The sequence below is a fragment of the Roseovarius nitratireducens genome, from assembly GCF_002925845.1.
GTDB classification, from domain to species: domain Bacteria; phylum Pseudomonadota; class Alphaproteobacteria; order Rhodobacterales; family Rhodobacteraceae; genus Roseovarius; species Roseovarius nitratireducens.
In genome coordinates this window covers 1-14439 of record NZ_PDNI01000089.1, presented here as the reverse complement: position 1 = coordinate 14439, position 14439 = coordinate 1, and the positions used below count along the sequence as shown (strand labels likewise).

16 protein-coding genes and 1 pseudogene are annotated in these 14439 nt (G+C 57.8%); 8 read left to right on the top strand and 9 right to left on the bottom strand.

What is annotated here, in order from left to right; genetic code table 11:
- Positions 1–112: 112 nt before the first annotated feature.
- Entirely contained in the window at positions 113–796 is a 684-nt protein-coding gene (locus CRJ03_RS19445) for an IS5 family transposase (protein WP_276308244.1), read from the bottom strand.
- A gap of 96 nt (positions 797–892) precedes the next feature.
- Here CRJ03_RS19445 and CRJ03_RS19440 point away from each other — a divergent pair, with 96 nt between their 5' ends.
- From CRJ03_RS19440 to CRJ03_RS19425, 4 genes are all read left to right on the top strand, one after another.
- Complete coding sequence (locus CRJ03_RS19440) at positions 893–1303, top strand: WGR domain-containing protein (RefSeq protein ID WP_104020521.1); 411 nt, start codon at positions 893–895, stop codon at positions 1301–1303.
- A gap of 164 nt (positions 1304–1467) precedes the next feature.
- Positions 1468–2349 carry a type IV toxin-antitoxin system AbiEi family antitoxin domain-containing protein gene (locus CRJ03_RS19435; protein ID WP_104020520.1) on the top strand — a complete coding sequence of 294 codons (882 nt, stop codon included), beginning with the start codon at positions 1468–1470 and terminating at the stop codon, positions 2347–2349.
- Positions 2342–3268 carry a nucleotidyl transferase AbiEii/AbiGii toxin family protein gene (locus tag CRJ03_RS19430; protein WP_104020519.1) on the top strand — a complete coding sequence of 309 codons (927 nt, stop codon included), beginning with the start codon at positions 2342–2344 and terminating at the stop codon, positions 3266–3268. The genes CRJ03_RS19435 and CRJ03_RS19430 overlap by 8 nt, the downstream gene beginning before the upstream one ends.
- 3 nt (positions 3269–3271) lie before the next feature.
- Positions 3272–5380 carry an Eco57I restriction-modification methylase domain-containing protein gene (locus tag CRJ03_RS19425; RefSeq protein WP_104020518.1) on the top strand — a complete coding sequence of 703 codons (2109 nt, stop codon included), beginning with the start codon at positions 3272–3274 and terminating at the stop codon, positions 5378–5380.
- Here CRJ03_RS19425 and CRJ03_RS19420 read toward each other — a convergent pair.
- The 7 genes from CRJ03_RS19420 to CRJ03_RS19390 all read right to left on the bottom strand — a co-directional run bounded on the left by CRJ03_RS19420 (position 5337) and on the right by CRJ03_RS19390 (position 11581).
- The gene (locus CRJ03_RS19420) at positions 5337–6311 is read right to left on the bottom strand and encodes a dipeptidase (RefSeq protein ID WP_104020517.1); all 975 of its coding nucleotides are present in this window, start codon (positions 6309–6311) and stop codon (positions 5337–5339) included. The two genes, CRJ03_RS19425 and CRJ03_RS19420, sit on opposite strands and share 44 nt — an antisense overlap.
- A 13-nt stretch (positions 6312–6324) precedes the next feature.
- Positions 6325–7038, bottom strand: a complete 714-nt coding sequence (locus CRJ03_RS19415) for an ABC transporter ATP-binding protein (RefSeq protein WP_240611731.1) — start codon at positions 7036–7038, stop codon at positions 6325–6327.
- On the bottom strand, positions 7031–7795 hold the full coding sequence (locus tag CRJ03_RS19410) for an ABC transporter ATP-binding protein (RefSeq protein ID WP_104020515.1): 765 nt from the start codon (positions 7793–7795) through the stop codon (positions 7031–7033). The genes CRJ03_RS19415 and CRJ03_RS19410 overlap by 8 nt, the downstream gene beginning before the upstream one ends.
- Positions 7796–7799: 4 nt before the next feature.
- Positions 7800–8768 (bottom strand): branched-chain amino acid ABC transporter permease, encoded by a 969-nt coding sequence (locus tag CRJ03_RS19405; RefSeq protein ID WP_104020514.1) that lies wholly within the window; start codon positions 8766–8768, stop codon positions 7800–7802.
- 4 nt (positions 8769–8772) lie between these two features.
- Entirely contained in the window at positions 8773–9636 is an 864-nt protein-coding gene (locus CRJ03_RS19400; protein ID WP_240611728.1) for a branched-chain amino acid ABC transporter permease, read from the bottom strand.
- Positions 9637–9702: 66 nt separating this feature from the next.
- Positions 9703–10869, bottom strand: a complete 1167-nt coding sequence (locus CRJ03_RS19395) for an ABC transporter substrate-binding protein (RefSeq protein ID WP_104020512.1) — start codon at positions 10867–10869, stop codon at positions 9703–9705.
- Positions 10870–10954: 85 nt separating this feature from the next.
- Positions 10955–11581, bottom strand: coding sequence for a TetR/AcrR family transcriptional regulator (locus tag CRJ03_RS19390; protein ID WP_104020511.1), 627 nt, complete (start codon positions 11579–11581; stop codon positions 10955–10957).
- A gap of 180 nt (positions 11582–11761) precedes the next feature.
- Between CRJ03_RS19390 and CRJ03_RS20395 the strand changes: the two genes are divergently transcribed.
- From CRJ03_RS20395 to CRJ03_RS19375, 3 genes and pseudogenes are all read left to right on the top strand, one after another.
- Positions 11762–12073: a COG3415 family protein gene (locus tag CRJ03_RS20395; RefSeq protein ID WP_104020510.1), complete on the top strand. Its 312-nt coding sequence runs from the start codon at positions 11762–11764 to the stop codon at positions 12071–12073.
- A gap of 115 nt (positions 12074–12188) precedes the next feature.
- Positions 12189–12497, top strand: coding sequence for a hypothetical protein (locus CRJ03_RS20185; RefSeq protein WP_206018403.1), 309 nt, complete (start codon positions 12189–12191; stop codon positions 12495–12497).
- 239 nt (positions 12498–12736) lie between these two features.
- A pseudogene (locus CRJ03_RS19375) lies at positions 12737–13195 on the top strand (ISKra4 family transposase); the annotation flags it as partial.
- Positions 13196–13241: 46 nt separating this feature from the next.
- Here CRJ03_RS19375 and CRJ03_RS19370 read toward each other — a convergent pair.
- The gene (locus tag CRJ03_RS19370; RefSeq protein WP_104020508.1) at positions 13242–13976 is read right to left on the bottom strand and encodes a Crp/Fnr family transcriptional regulator; all 735 of its coding nucleotides are present in this window, start codon (positions 13974–13976) and stop codon (positions 13242–13244) included.
- Between the two features lie 166 nt (positions 13977–14142).
- Between CRJ03_RS19370 and CRJ03_RS19365 the strand changes: the two genes are divergently transcribed.
- A complete protein-coding gene (locus CRJ03_RS19365) occupies positions 14143–14376 on the top strand; it encodes a hypothetical protein (RefSeq protein WP_104020507.1) in 234 nt (77 codons plus the stop codon).
- The last annotated feature ends 63 nt before the right edge of the window (positions 14377–14439 follow it).

The window sequence follows — 14439 nt, the reverse complement described above, 5'->3', positions numbered from 1 at the left end:
AACCCGTGCGATGGATGCCCCCACCGTCGGCATTGAGCGTGCCATAACGGTCTCATTGGACTCTGTTGCACAAATCGTCTGAAGAACGGAGTTCCCCTTTCCCCAGACGAACTTATCCTACGGGCTCAGTGATGGGTATGCCGAGCGCGGTGTAGCCGTTGAGGACGGCGATGCGGACATGGATTTCTGCGATCTGGCGGTCGAAGTCTCTCGCCATGAGCCGCTGCCCCAGCAATTTCGCTTCGCGGACCTTTGGTTCATACAATGCATCTTGGTCTCGACGCGGCTCCAGCGGTGGTATCCGCTCCATCGTCGCCAGATCGCACGACCGAGGTATTTCGAGGCCCGCAGGGACTCGTTGCGCGCCACGGCACCCTTGGTGCTGGTGACTGGCCTTCCAGGGTTTGGCGTTCCTGCGCGGTGGAACGACGGCATGCACCCCGCGGTCGGCGATGGCATCGTGGCATTTGCGCGTGTCGTAGGCACCATCTGCCGTGACACTTCCGACCTCCTGATCGGCCGGGATTTGATCAAGCAGTTCGGGAAGCATCGGCGAGTCTCCGATATGGCTACCAGTGACCTCGACGGCCCGGACCTCCAATGTTTGCTCGTCGATCCCGAGGTGTATCTTGCGCCAGACGCGGCGTTTCGACCCGCCATGCTTGCGCGCATGCCACTCGCCTTCTCCCTCGACCTTGATACCCGTGCTATCTACCAAGAGGTCCAGCGGTCCCTTGGAACCCCGGTAGGGAATGTTCACGGCCAAGGTCTTCTGGCGACGGGGTAATCTCCCCATTTTTAACGGGGTGCATTCGTAGAATTCACGCGGCCATTTTCAGTTTCATGGCTGGAAAAGGCGCGCCTCAATCCCAGCCTTTATGGCCTGCATTCGTTGCGCCGGACCTTCCCGACCCATATCTACCAGCAAACCGGCAACCTGTGCGCGGCTCAGTTGTTGCTCGGTCACGCCAGCATCGAAAGTACCAAAGAATATATTGGCACCGAACAGGCCGAAGCCTTGGAAATCGCGCGCAAGTATCACTCTGAGCCCATGCAGACCTATCTCGAAAAGCGCCAGCCTGCGAAGAACGTCGCCCGGTTCTACCGGATGGCCGTCTTGCCGAACCTGTTTGGCGAATGGACGCTCTACCGGGAATGGGGCCGGATCGGGCAGGGCGGTCAGGTTCGGATGGATTGGTTTGCGGATGAAAACCAGGCGGTCGCGGCTTTGATCACACTGGAAGCGTCCAAGCGTCAGCGCGGCTACTGGGTGGAGCCTCAGCAGTTGGCGATGTTTGGGTGAATTTGAAGTTGTTATTTACATCTGACTGGGATATCTGTATGTCCTAAGGACATACAGATATCCCAGTCGCGTCTAATATGCTAAATGGCATGCGATGATAGTTGCTCTTGACATAACGCCATCCTTACCCATATGTCCTGAGGACATATGGGTAAGGATGGCGGATGAATTTTACCGAAGGTATCGAAAAAGCTATAACTGACAAGGACTTGCCGGTCATAACCTTCTACGAATTCTTCGTTCTGGGCTACCATCTGTTTCACAAAAAGGCGCTGAACGGCGAGCCGTTGAAGCGCCTCCCCCACGACTGGGATCAGACACGCGCCAAAAATGCGCTACGACGCCTTGAGGCTCGGAAGGCGCTTGTCATGGACTCTGACTTCCGCTCGGGCGTGTGGCGTGTCACGCAATCAACGAGAGCTGGATCGGCGGAAGAGGTCGCCTGCATCGCTGATCCCTTTGCCTACGTCTCGCATTTGTCAGCCATGCAGCGCTATGGCCTTACTGATCGCAGCCCACAGGCGCTGCATCTGACAACCCCTAAAAGACCCCTGTGGAATGCGCTCCGGGATGAACGTCTTCGTGAAGACCTGCCCGATCTGGACCAAATTGAAGCGCCCGTTCTGAACAGGCCTGGCTTCAAGGACACGATCCGTCGCCGCCCGATCGTGGTGCATGTATCAAGCCACCCGTGGACACCATCCCCCGTCAGTGGTGAGGAGACGCGGATCACTTCGATTGGCCAAACCTTCGCTGACATGCTTGCCGAGCCGCAGCTTTGTGGGGGCATGCGCCATGTTCTCGATGTTTGGGAGAACGAGGCGGATCAGTGGGTGCCCGAGATTATTGCCGCAATTAATCTTCTCGACAGCAAGATCGCAAAAGTCCGCGCAGGCTATATTCTGTCTGAAGTCATGGACATAGATGATCCAGCGCTGCACAACTGGGAGCAGTTTGCTCAACGGGGCGGATCGCGCAAACTCGACCCTGACGCCGAATACGCCCCTGAATTCTCAGAACGCTGGATGATTTCAATAAATGTCTGACAACGACCCCCACGCTCAAGATAGCAAATTCGACATCGTCGATGTCGATGTTCGTGCATGGGTCGAGGCCGCGCGTGTAAACCCAACGCTCTATCGAGATCGGCAAGTTACGGAGATTGTCTTGGGGGCAATCGGTCTGGCCCCTTCACTATCAAAAACACTCGTTTTGAAGGGCGGGGCGGTCATGGCCCTGGCTTTCAAAAGCAATCGGGTCACAGGGGATGTGGACTTCACCTCGATGGCAGAACCCGCCGACCTGACGGAAAAGATCACCACCGAGCTGAATGAAATTTTGCCCAGAACCGCGATCAAACTCGGCTATCCTGACCTTCTCTGCCGAGTGCAATCGGTGAAGAGGATGCCTCGCGCCCAGAATTTTGAAGATCACGAATTCCCCGCGCTCCGGGTCCGCATTGGCTCCGCCAAGCGCGGCACAGGTGAAGAGGCCCGGCTGGCGGACGGCAAAGCAAGCCGGGTGCTCGATGTCGAGATCAGCTTCCGCGATCAGGTTTATGCTTTTCAGGAGCTGAACCTGCACGGGGCCGGTGTGGCGGTGCGCGCGTTCACCATTCATGAGCTTGTCGCTGAAAAATTCCGTGCGCTGCTTCAGCAACCCATACGCAACCGCAACCGGCGACAGGACGTGTACGACATTGCATTTCTGATTGGCGAGCATGAATTCAGCGACGCTGACAAGACTGCCATCCTGACCACGTTGATCGAGAAATGTCGCAACCGTGGGATCGAGGCAAAGCCAGAGTCCATGGATGACCCGGAAATCAAACAACGCGCCCAGGCCGAATGGGAAACGCTCGCCCTTGAAATTGGTGATCTGCCGCCCTTTGACGAGCGCTTTGCTCTCATGCGCGATCTCTATGTTTCGCTGCCATGGGGCGGCGGCATCAAGAAAGACCATTAATTAATGAATTTGTTCAACCGTAAGACCCTGAAGCGCCACATCAAAGCTGATCCGATCCCGTCAGACCATCTAGCTGCGCTGGAAGCCTGGGCAGAGTTGATCAGCTCGGGCCGGATTGAACGCCTGAAGGAAACCGCCCTGCATGGGCAGTTCGCCTCCAAGATCGTTGAAGGTGTTCTCGGCTACCACGGCCCGGCTGGCGGGGCAGATTACAACGTCTCAACCGAACAAAATATTCTGCGCGGCAGCGTCGATCTGGCGCTTGGCCGCTTTGGCGGCAAGACGCCTGACATCGTGGCACCGTTCGAGCTGAAAGGCGCGGATACCCGCGACCTCGATGCAATCATGCCGGGCCGGAACAAGAGCCCAGTTCAACAGGCGTGGGAATACGCCATGAACGCGCGCGGCGTGAAATGGGTGCTGGTCTCAAACATGATCGAGCTGCGTTTCTACGGCTTTGGGGAGGGCACCTCGGCCTATGAGGAGTTCCGCCTCGACCAGCTGACAGACCCGGAAGAATACGCGCGCTTCATGCTGCTCCTGTCGGCAGAAAACCTGCTGTCTGGCCGCACGGCTGATATGCTGAAAGAAAGCTGCCGCGAAGACAAGGACATCACCGACAGCCTGTATCAGGACTACAAGGACCTGCGCCTCAAGCTCCTGAGCGCTGTCCAAAAAGCCGATGCCTCGATCGCGCCCCTCGATGCGATTGCCCTCGCGCAGAAGATCCTCGATCGGGTGCTGTTCATCGCCTTTGCCGAAGACACCGGCCTGCTACCCGACAACACACTGGAAAATGCGTTTGTCGCCCGTGACGCTTACAATCCCCGCCCCGTCTGGGACAATTTCAAAGGGCTGTTCCGCGCGATCGACGTGGGCAACAACGAGCTGAAAATCCCGCGGTACAACGGGGGCCTGTTCCGCGAAGACGCGGTGATCAATGGGCTGACCATACCCGATGATATCTGCGAAGGGTTCAAGACCCTGGGCGGGTATGACTTCGCCTCCGAAGTCTCGGTCACCGTCCTGGGCCACATCTTTGAACAGTCCATCGCGGACGTGGAACGCCTGCAAGCGATCGCGCGCGGCGAAGAAGAAGAGCCCGAGAAGACCACCGGCACAAGCGGGCGTCGCAAGCGTGACGGGGTGGTCTATACCCCCGACTACATCGCGCGCTTCATCGTGGCCGAAACCCTGAGCACGCACCTCAAGGAAATCTTCGAAGGCATCCTGCGGGACCATGCCAAAAAGGGCGCGGATGTCACCGACTATGAAAACATCCCCTGGCGAAGAAAATCGGCCGAGTTGGAAGCTTGGCAAGCCTATCGCGATCGCATGAAATCCTTGCGCATTGTTGATCCCGCCTGTGGCTCCGGTGTGTTCCTGATCATGGCCTTCGACTTCATGAAGGCCGAATTGACGCGCGTGAACGACAAGATCAAAGACCTGCTGCCCAAGGCCGAACATTTTGGCGATCTGCTCGACTATGTCCCGGACAGCGAAATTCTGACCGACAACCTCTTTGGCGTGGAAGTGAACGAGGAAAGCATCGAGATCACCAAGCTGTCGCTCTGGATCAAGACCGCGCGGCGCGGCAAGGTTTTGGACAGCCTATCGGGCAGCATCCGCGTCGGTGACAGCCTGATCGAGGACAGCAACTTCGCCTATCTCGATCACGCCTTCACCTGGGAAACGGCCTTCCCCGGCGTCTTTGCCGAAGGCGGTTTCGACGTGGTCCTGGGCAATCCGCCCTATGTGCGGATGGAATTCCTGAAGCTGCTGAAACCCTATCTGGAAAAGCGCTATGAGGTCGTTTCCGATCGGGCTGATCTCTACTGCTATTTCTATGAACGCGGCCTGCGCCTGCTGAAACCGGGCGGGCGGTTGGGCTACATTTCCTCAAACACCTTCTTCAAGACTGGTTCGGGCAAGCCCCTGCGCGAATACCTTTTGAAAGAGGCCACCATCGAAAGCGTGGTCGATTTTGGCGAAAGGACCACACCTTCAAACCGTGGGGCTGAACATCTAGGGCAGCCTCAATGCACGGCTGCCCTGATAAAGCCCAGTGTTACCAGACGCGATCGAGCACAGACAACCAGTTCTCCCCCATAACTTTGCGGATCTTGCCCTCCGACCAGCCGGCGCGTGCCATAGCGGCGGTGAGGTTGGGGAAGTCGGCGATGCTCTCTAGACCATCGGGGAACTCGACGTTCCAGATCTCAGTCAATTGACGACCGGTGCCCTTATCACGGTTGAGATACTCAAAGAAGGTTTTGTCATAGCCCACGGTGAAGTCGGTGCCGAATCCAACACGGTCTTCGCCCACGAGATTCACGATATAGTCGATTGCGCTGACATAATCGTCGACGCTCGAGTCATTGCCGCGTGGAAGGAAAGGGGGAAACATGGTGACGCCGACAAACCCATCATGATCGGCGATCAAGCGCAGTTGTTCATCGGTCTTGTTGCGGGGGTGCGCCTTGAGACCGTGCGGCAGACAATGGCTGTAGGCGACGGGGCGATTTGAGGCTCGGATCACATCTTCCGACGTCTTGGGGCCAACATGCGATAGATCGCAGAGCATACCGACGCGGTTCATTTCGGCAACGATGTCATGGCCGAAGTCTGAAAGACCGCTATCGGTGCTTTCATAACAACCGCTGCCGACGAGGTTCTGAGTGTTGTAGGTCATCTGCACGATGCCCACGCCCTGTTGCTTGAACAATTCGACGAATTCCACCCGATCCTCAAAGGCGGTAGTATTTTGAAAGCCCAGCACGATCGCCGTCTTGCCATCCGCTTTGGCGCGGCGAATGTCATCGACAGAAACAGCTTTTGTGATCTGATCGCGATGCTTGGAAAACATGCCGTTCCACGCACCGATGTTAAGCATCGTGTCCCGAAAATTCTCCCATACGGAACAGGTGCAATTAGCAGCCGTCAGACCGCCTTTGCGCATCTGATTAAAGACGTCTGCGCCCCAATTCGAAATTATCAGTCCATCAAAGACGATCAAATCTTCATGGAGATTGCTCTTGGTCATGTTCTTTCCATCCTTAGAGGTAGATATTCTTGATGATTGCGTCGTGGTCGTGCTCCATCGCCTTGACGTCACCGCCATCGACAACGGCACCGTCACGCAACACGATGAAGCGATCTGCGGCCCGGAAGGCCAATTTCAGGTTTTGCTCGACCATCAGCAGCGTTACGCCCTCGGCCTTTAGCCCATCCATGAGCACAGCGATCTCTTCGCAGAACTCGGGAGACAGGCCGCCGGAGGGTTCGTCGAGGAGTAGCAATCGCGGCTGGGACATGAGCGCTCGGCCAACGGCGACCATCTGTTGCTCGCCGCCCGAGAGCGTTCTGGTGGGTTGCTTGCGGCGCTCTGCCAAGCGTGGAAAACGCTTGTAAACGCTGTCCAAGGTCGACGAAGCGGACTTGCTGCCACGCTGCATGGCGCCGAGGCGGAGGTTGTCTTCAACCGAGAGATCCGGGAAGAGGTCGCGACCTTGACTGACCTGCGCCACGCCATGTGAAAAGATTTGGTGCGGGGCGAGTCCCGCAAGTTCTTGATCACCGAGTTTTACTGATCCGGAAACTGGCCTCACAAAACCACAGATCGCATTAAGTGACGTGGACTTACCCGAACCATTTGCACCTAGAAGAGTAAGGCACTCACCTTTCAGAATGTCGTAGCTGGCACCACGCAAGATCGGTTTCTTGCCATAGGCGACGTCGAGGTCGCGGATTGTCATCAATGTCTCAGGCATGTCCAAGGTAAGCCTCCAGCACGGCGCGGTCTTCGCGGATTTCGGCAGGGGTTCCTTCGGCGATGCGCTGGCCGGCCGCCATCACCATGATCCGGTCGGCCCCAGCCATGACCAGTTCCACCGCATGTTCGATCAAGAGAATGCCAACGCCTTTTTCGCCCGCCATTCGCTTGATGATGTCCATCATCTGGTCACGTGCGAGTGGCGACAGACCTACGGCAGGCTCGTCCAGCAAAAGCACAGGTGGCTCAGAGGCAACGGTGCGGACAATCTCCACAATACGCTGTTGCCCGCCGGAGAGATCTGCTGCGCGTGTATCCGCCATATGGTCCATCTGCATCAACGCCAGCAGATCGCGTGACCTGGCAATCATTTCGAGCTCGGACGCCAACGCCCGCTTGCGTCCAAGGATCACGTCGAGAATGGAACCCTCGGTTTGGGCGTGCAGCCCGGTCAGAACGTTCTCCAGCACTGTCAGTGCCGGGAACAGGCCGCCGTTCTGGAATGTCCTTCGGATACCATGCTCGGCGATACTGTGCGGGGAAAGATGGGCTACGTCATGTCCCTTGAGCCGCACGCTGCCACCGCTCGGGCGGACATAGCCTGAGATAGCATTGAAGAGCGTCGTCTTTCCGGCCCCATTGGGGCCGATCACAGCCATGATCTGTCCGGGTGCCAGCGTTAGCGAGACATCGCGCAGGGCGTGCAGACCCGCAAAGCTGACATCGAGAGCCTCGACTTCGAGTAGGGGGGGCATGGTTTTACTCCCTGTAATAACGTTCGAAAAAGATTGGCGATACCTTGCGGAGCAGGCTCGCCAGCCCGTCGGGCAGCGCCAGAAGCACGCCTATGACAATGAGGCCGAAGAAGAGTTCCTCCATGCCGGGAAAGCTTCTCAGGTATTCGGGAAGGACGGTCAGGGTTGCTGCTCCGAGGACCGCTCCGATCACCGAGCCCAAGCCGCCGACCAGGACCATTGCGAAGCTTACGATCAGGTGGAGCATCCCGAAGCTTTCAGGAAAGACGTAACTGGTATGGAGGGCAAAGAGCGCGCCTGCGCAACCGACTACGAAGCCCGACCACATGAAGGCAAAAACGATTATCCGCGCCGTCGGAATCCCGAGCGAGGCGGTGGCCACCTCGTTCTCCCGGACGGCCATGACCGACCGGCCGACACGCGAGCGCAAGAGGTTCAGGGTGGCCTTGAAAAGCAGGACGGCGACAGCGAGGAACACATAGAATTTGGCATGGTCGCCAACGAGAGAGACCCCGAAAAGAGATTGCGCCGGAAGGCTCATGCCATCGGTGCCACCCGTAATGGATGTGCCGTGAACGTAGAGCCAGCGCATCAGCTCTCCAAAGGCCAGTGTGATGATCGCAAGGTAGTAGAAACGGATGCCGCGCAGGGCGGCTGCCGAGGCCAAGAAGCCGCCTGCCGCACCGGCAAACCCGGCCAGGGGGATAGACAGGATCCAGGGGAGGCCAAAGCTGTTGACCAAAATCGCCGAACCGTAGGCACCCAAGCCGAACAGGGCGGTGTTAGCAAACGCGAGCTGGCCGAGATTGCCAATCACGAAATTGAAGCCCAGAGCGACCAACGCGAAGATTACAATGCTGTTGGCAATGAACTGCACGTAGGCGTTCGTGCTCAGCGGCAGAAGCAAGAGCAGCAGGGGAACCGCCCAGAAAAGGGCAGTGCGCAGGCGGAGTTGTGAAGGTGTTGGCATCATTGGATCACACCTTCACGATTGTTTTGCGCCCGAACAGGCCTTGTGGCCGCAGGAACAGGACGAAGACGATAACGAGATAGGCTGTGATGTCGATCAGCGCGGAGTCGATGTAGGCACCAGCATACTGTTCGCTGAGCCCCAGCAGCAGGGCGCCCAGAACCGCGCCGTAGAGCGAGCCGAAACCGCCGAGCGTCATGGCTGCGAAGCCCTTGATCAGAAAGCTGGCACCCAAGTCGGGATGCAGGAGCGAAATCGGTGCTATGAGAATGCCGCCGATCGCGCCCAAGGCGGCGCCGATGCCCCATGTGAAGTCATTGAAGCGGTCGACATTGATGCCGATCAACTGGGCCCCGCGTGCCGATTGGTAAACCGCCTGCACCATCTTTCCGATATCGGTAAGTGCAAGCACGCCGAAGAACACCGCGAGCATGATCCCTGTGGTGGACAGGATGAAAACCGCATCGCCGGTGATAATCAGATCGCCAACGAAGATCGGGTCCATGTCGAAGACGCGCGGCATCGGGAGAACTTCGCGGCCCCAGACAATACGCGCGATGCCGCGAAAGACGTAGCCTGCCGAAATGCACATCAAGGCAAAGCCGATATGTGGCCCGCCACGAATTGGGCGGATCAGGCCGCGACTGAAGGCAAGGCCCAGGAGAAACATGGCAATCACTGCCAGCATCGCTGCCGGGACAAACGCCACACCAAGCAAAACCACAAGCACATAGCTCAGGAAGGCGCCTGCCATGACGAAATCACCATGTCCAAAATTGACGATCGTGGTCGATCGGTAGACGACAGTGAGCGACAGAGCGATCAGTGCATAGATAGCACCCTGAGAGATCCCACTGATCGTGAGTTGCATGAACATATCCGGAACTCCGTGGAAGTCGGCCGGAGACCCATGGCCTCCGGCCCTGATTGGGATGGTCTAGTAGGGCGTGTTCCACGCACGCAGCACTGTGGGCTTGCCATCTACGAAACCTGCGACGGCTGATCCTTTCACCCCCTGGTGGTCCGTCGCACTCCAGGTGATCGGCTCTGACAACACGCCTGTTTCAAAATTCTCGATTCCCTCCATGGCCGAGATCAGTTTGTCGCGTGTCAGATCCGGACCAGCAGCTTCGAGCGCGGCGACAAGCGCCTTGGCGGAGCCGATGGAAACGAAGCTAAAGGTCGATAGCTCTTCGTTGGGTGCGTATTCCGCCAGAATATCGCGAACCGGCTGAAGCTCGGGTCCGTCGAGGTTGTCGACATAAGAGTGGATCACGAAGTAGTTCTTCACCGTTTCGAAATCGCCAACACGCTTGAGCGTGTTTTCAAGGTCCGTGCCAGCCGTGCCCATGACGGGAATGTCGCCAAGCCCGTATTTCTTGAGATCGCGCAGGAAGATCGCAGTTTCTGCTTCGTAGATCGCCGCGATGATGAAATCCGGCTTCGCTTCACGCAGCTTGAGGATTTGCGCCGTCGCATCGGTCTGTCCGCGCTCCATGGTCAGTTCAGCAACCGGGGTCACGCCATTCTCGGACAGGTATTCTCGCGCCGGGTTCGAATAGCTATGGGCCCAGTCGTTCGAGTGCTCGATGATCGCGACGCGTTCGGTGTCAGGCTTCGAGAGCACGAACCGCGCCATCGCGCGTCCATTGGCGGATCCGGTCGGCACACCGTGGAAGATATTTCGTGCCAAGGGCTTCGAGATGGAGTCGCTGACGGCATGGGCGACAAGCCAGGGCAAACCCGCCTCTTCGACAACCGGCCGGATGGCAACCGCGACACCGGAGCAGGAATTCCCATGAAGCATGAAGACCGCGTCCTGGTGGATGAGCTTCTTGGCCGCGGCCAAGCCCTTGTTCGGATCGCAGGCGGTATCTTCTGGCGTCGCGATGAGTTTGCGCCCATGCACTCCACCTTCAGCATTCACCTTGTCGTAATAGGCCATCATTCCGACCATCGCCTTGCTGTAGGATGAGGCGTTTCCGGAGAAGGGCCCCATTACTCCTATGGAGATGCTATCATCGGTTACGCCGGGCACGTTCTGGGCAGTGGCAGGTAAGCCTGCCATGACGAGAGCGGCAATCATTTTGAGGCTCGTCCTCATTTTTTAATCTCCTGTCTGTTGGGCTTCGTTTTTCGTTCTTGCTGGTTGTGAACAAACCAGTCTGTTTTTTTAACTCTAAAAACCGTTACTCTACTATCGGCTTGACCCTTTCACGAAGCAGAACGGCCATGACTTTCAGCATGTCGTGCAGAAAGTCTCTGTCAGGACGAAGCACAGCCTGAACCGCCATGCCGCGACACATGTTCATCACGATGTTCATTACCACCGCCGGATCCAAATCAGAGCCAGGTGTTGGTGCGAATGTTTCGCGCCAGATGGACTCAAACCGGCTATGAAGGGAAAAAATGGCTGGTTGAAGCCGGCGACGCAGTTCCTCGTCTCCACGGGCAGCAACGATGATCTCGAGCGAGGCGTAGAACCAATCGCCTTCAAGCATGCGCATCCAAACACGAGCTAGAAAGTCGTCAAGACTCAGCGTGCCGGAGCGCAACTCGGTCGCCTGCTTCGAAAGGCCCTCCGCGAACGCATCGAACATGTCCTCGGTTGCCGCAACGATAAGGTCGATTTTTTCAGGGTAGTGATGTGTTTGTGCGCCGCGCGATACTCCAGCCCGCTTGGCGATACCAAGAGACGTTGTATTGGAGTAGCCGACCTCCATCAGAAGGGCGATCGTCGCCTCGTGCAAAAGCCTGCGGGTGCGATCGCTACGCTCTGTCTGGGTTCTACGAGGCTGTTTGACAAGATTAGACATACCGACCAGACTGTTTGTAGAATCATGATTCTGTCAAGTTGTTTTTTTGAATGGCGCCGTGATGTCTCAAGATCCCGCAACGTGAAAAAGCCAGAGCGTGTTGCGACCTTTCCGATTCAGGATTCCCATGAGGCTTGGTCTGTGATTCCCTGTCTGTAGGGCAGATATGGGGGGTATGAGATGGGCGAGCCACATCCTACGGCACTTCGTGAACAGGTTGTCGCGTTTGTGGAGGACGGTTATTCGCACCGCGCTGCCGCCGCTCGGTTCCGGGTTTCGCTGAAGTTCGTCAACGACATAGTGATGCTGAAGCGCGAGACGGGCAGACTGGAGCCGCGACGACAGGGCAATGGCGGCAGTCATGGTAAGCTGGGCCGACTGCGGGGCTGGATCGCGGCACGGATGGCAGCCAAGCCTGATCTCACGCTGGATGATCTGGCTCTGGAAATTGCCGATGAGCACCCGATGACGGTCCATTGCGTATCGGATTGACGGACCCTCCGCAGTCTCAGCCTGACACATAGAAAAAGACCTCCAGGCCGTCGAGCAAAAGCGGCCTGAGGTCTGGCGCGCACGCCATACCTGGATCACACGACGTCAGCCGTTCATGGTGAACCTGTTGCCACGCATCGGTTTCATCGACGAGACCTCGCTCAAGACGAGCATGGCGAAGACCACAACAGGCCGGTCTCCTCGTGGAGCACCCCGTGTAACCGACGATCCACGCTGCCGAATGATCACGAGCGATTTCTTCGCAATGGCGGCGGGCGACGGGTTTGCTTTTGCCGACGAGCGAAGGTTCCGATTTGCGAACTCAGCAGAGGGCCATGATCAGCTGATCGCGACGATCCGGAACATGCCAGGCCCGGTCAAGCTTGGGTTTGAGGCCGCGGGTGGCCATGAATGGGAGCTTTGAGTTGCGCTTGTTGCGGCAGGGATCGATGCGACGCAACTGCCCCAGGCACAGATCAAGGCTTTTGCCCTCTCCCCCGGCACGCAGGCAAAGACAGACCGGATCGATGCAGAGCTTCTCGCCCGGTTCATGCTGTTCCGGCCAGAAGCCGGTCGAAGGTTGCCGAGGGGAGTGGAAAAGTTCTGGGGTTTCAGAACGAGAGCGACCTAGTCTCCTGTTGTCACGACAGGAGGGTTGACGATGAAAGTACGTATCAGGGTCTTTTGAAAACCAGAAATTTCTCCGCAATTCCAGAGCTGTTCAAGCGTCCGGCAAAAACACTGCGATGGTACCTGTGGCACGGGAAAATCCGAACCGCCGCTACCAATCTCCAATGGTTGATGGTCGATTGTGTGCGGCTCTGCAAAGATGATCCTGCGGTGCGTGACGCGGTCACAAGAGTGCAAGTGCGGTGTCGAGAACTCTACACATATCTTGCGAATAACATGGATAACCTGACCTATTATGGCTGGCGACACCGAAGTGGTTTTCCGATCTCTTCGTCCCGGGCAGAGGGCTGCGTGGACGACATCGGGAATACTCGTATGGGTAAGCGCCGCCGCATGAGGTGGTCACCAAAGGGGGCTCACCGGGTCGCAGTTATCCGGACCGCTGTTCTCGATGGCAGGTTAACTGGCGCGTACCGCAGGGCCGCTGCATGACCCCCAAGTTTTGCCCACTCCCGGCAGGACCTGCCGGGGCGGCGCGTCAGCGCAGGACCGGTCCGTCCTGATCGAGGTAGCCCGTGTCAAACCCCGCCAGCTCGCTCAGCCGGTCGATATCGTCGAAGACCACCTGCCCCTTCTGGAAGGTAACGAGACCGTCATCGCGCAGATGACGCAGAACCCGGTTCACGTGCACGGCGCTTAGCCCGAGGGCGTCGGCCAGGTGATACTGGGTCAACGGACAGGCATAGCCGGTCTTGTCCCCCAGCCCCACGAGCATCAGCCGCGCCCCGAGTTCGAGCAGGAAATGCGCCATGCGTTCCTCGGCCGAGCGGCGACCGATATTGACCAGATGTTCCACCACCATCGCCTCGTCCCGCGAGGCCGCCCAGAGAACGGCGGTGGCCAGCCGCGGCGCATGCGCGAAGGCATCGAGAATATCCGAGGCGAGAACCTCGGACGCCTCGATGCGCGTGGCGGCTTCGATGCTGTGATCGGCGGTGCGGAACAGCACGCTGCGCAGCCCCAGGAAATCGCCCGGAATCTGGACATCCACGATCTGCCGCTCGCCATCGGGCAGAATCTTGTAAGACAGCGCCCAGCCCTCGGCCAGGATGAAGGCGGAGGCGTTCGGTTGCCCCTCATGGATCATCTCGTGCCCCGGCAAAAAGGTGCGGCGGCGTCGGTGAAACCGCGCCAGCGTATCGAGATCGACCTCCGACAGGGCGACGAAGGCCGAGAGTTTTCGGGTCAACGGGCTTTCCTTGGTCATTAGCATTTTTACACCAGAGTGGTTCTGAAAGGTTTTCTCGCTGATGCAACTGACCGGAAAAGGTCTTTCAGGCTGCTCTGCATCAGTCCGAGTCTTTGGTTAACGCCTATACTCACAAGACGTTCCAACCTGATCGGTTGGCCCTTTTTTCAGATTGGAAAGTGAAGCAGACATGCCCCTTTACAACGACACTGCCGGAACAGCCGCCCTGGCGATTTGCGAGTCGTTGCTGCTTGCCATGAATGATCACGATATCCTGCCCGAGAAAGAGATCGTCGGCATTCTCAAGGATGCGGCCGCCGCGCATGAAAATGCACCGGCAGGCGACGACGATGCACTGCACGCTGCGGTGGCTGTACTGATCAACGGAATTCTGAATGGGGGCAACTCGGTGCGACGGCCCTGACGCCGCGCGCCACCCCATCGGTCAAAGACGTCCGGTCAGAACCAGAACGACAAGAATCACCAG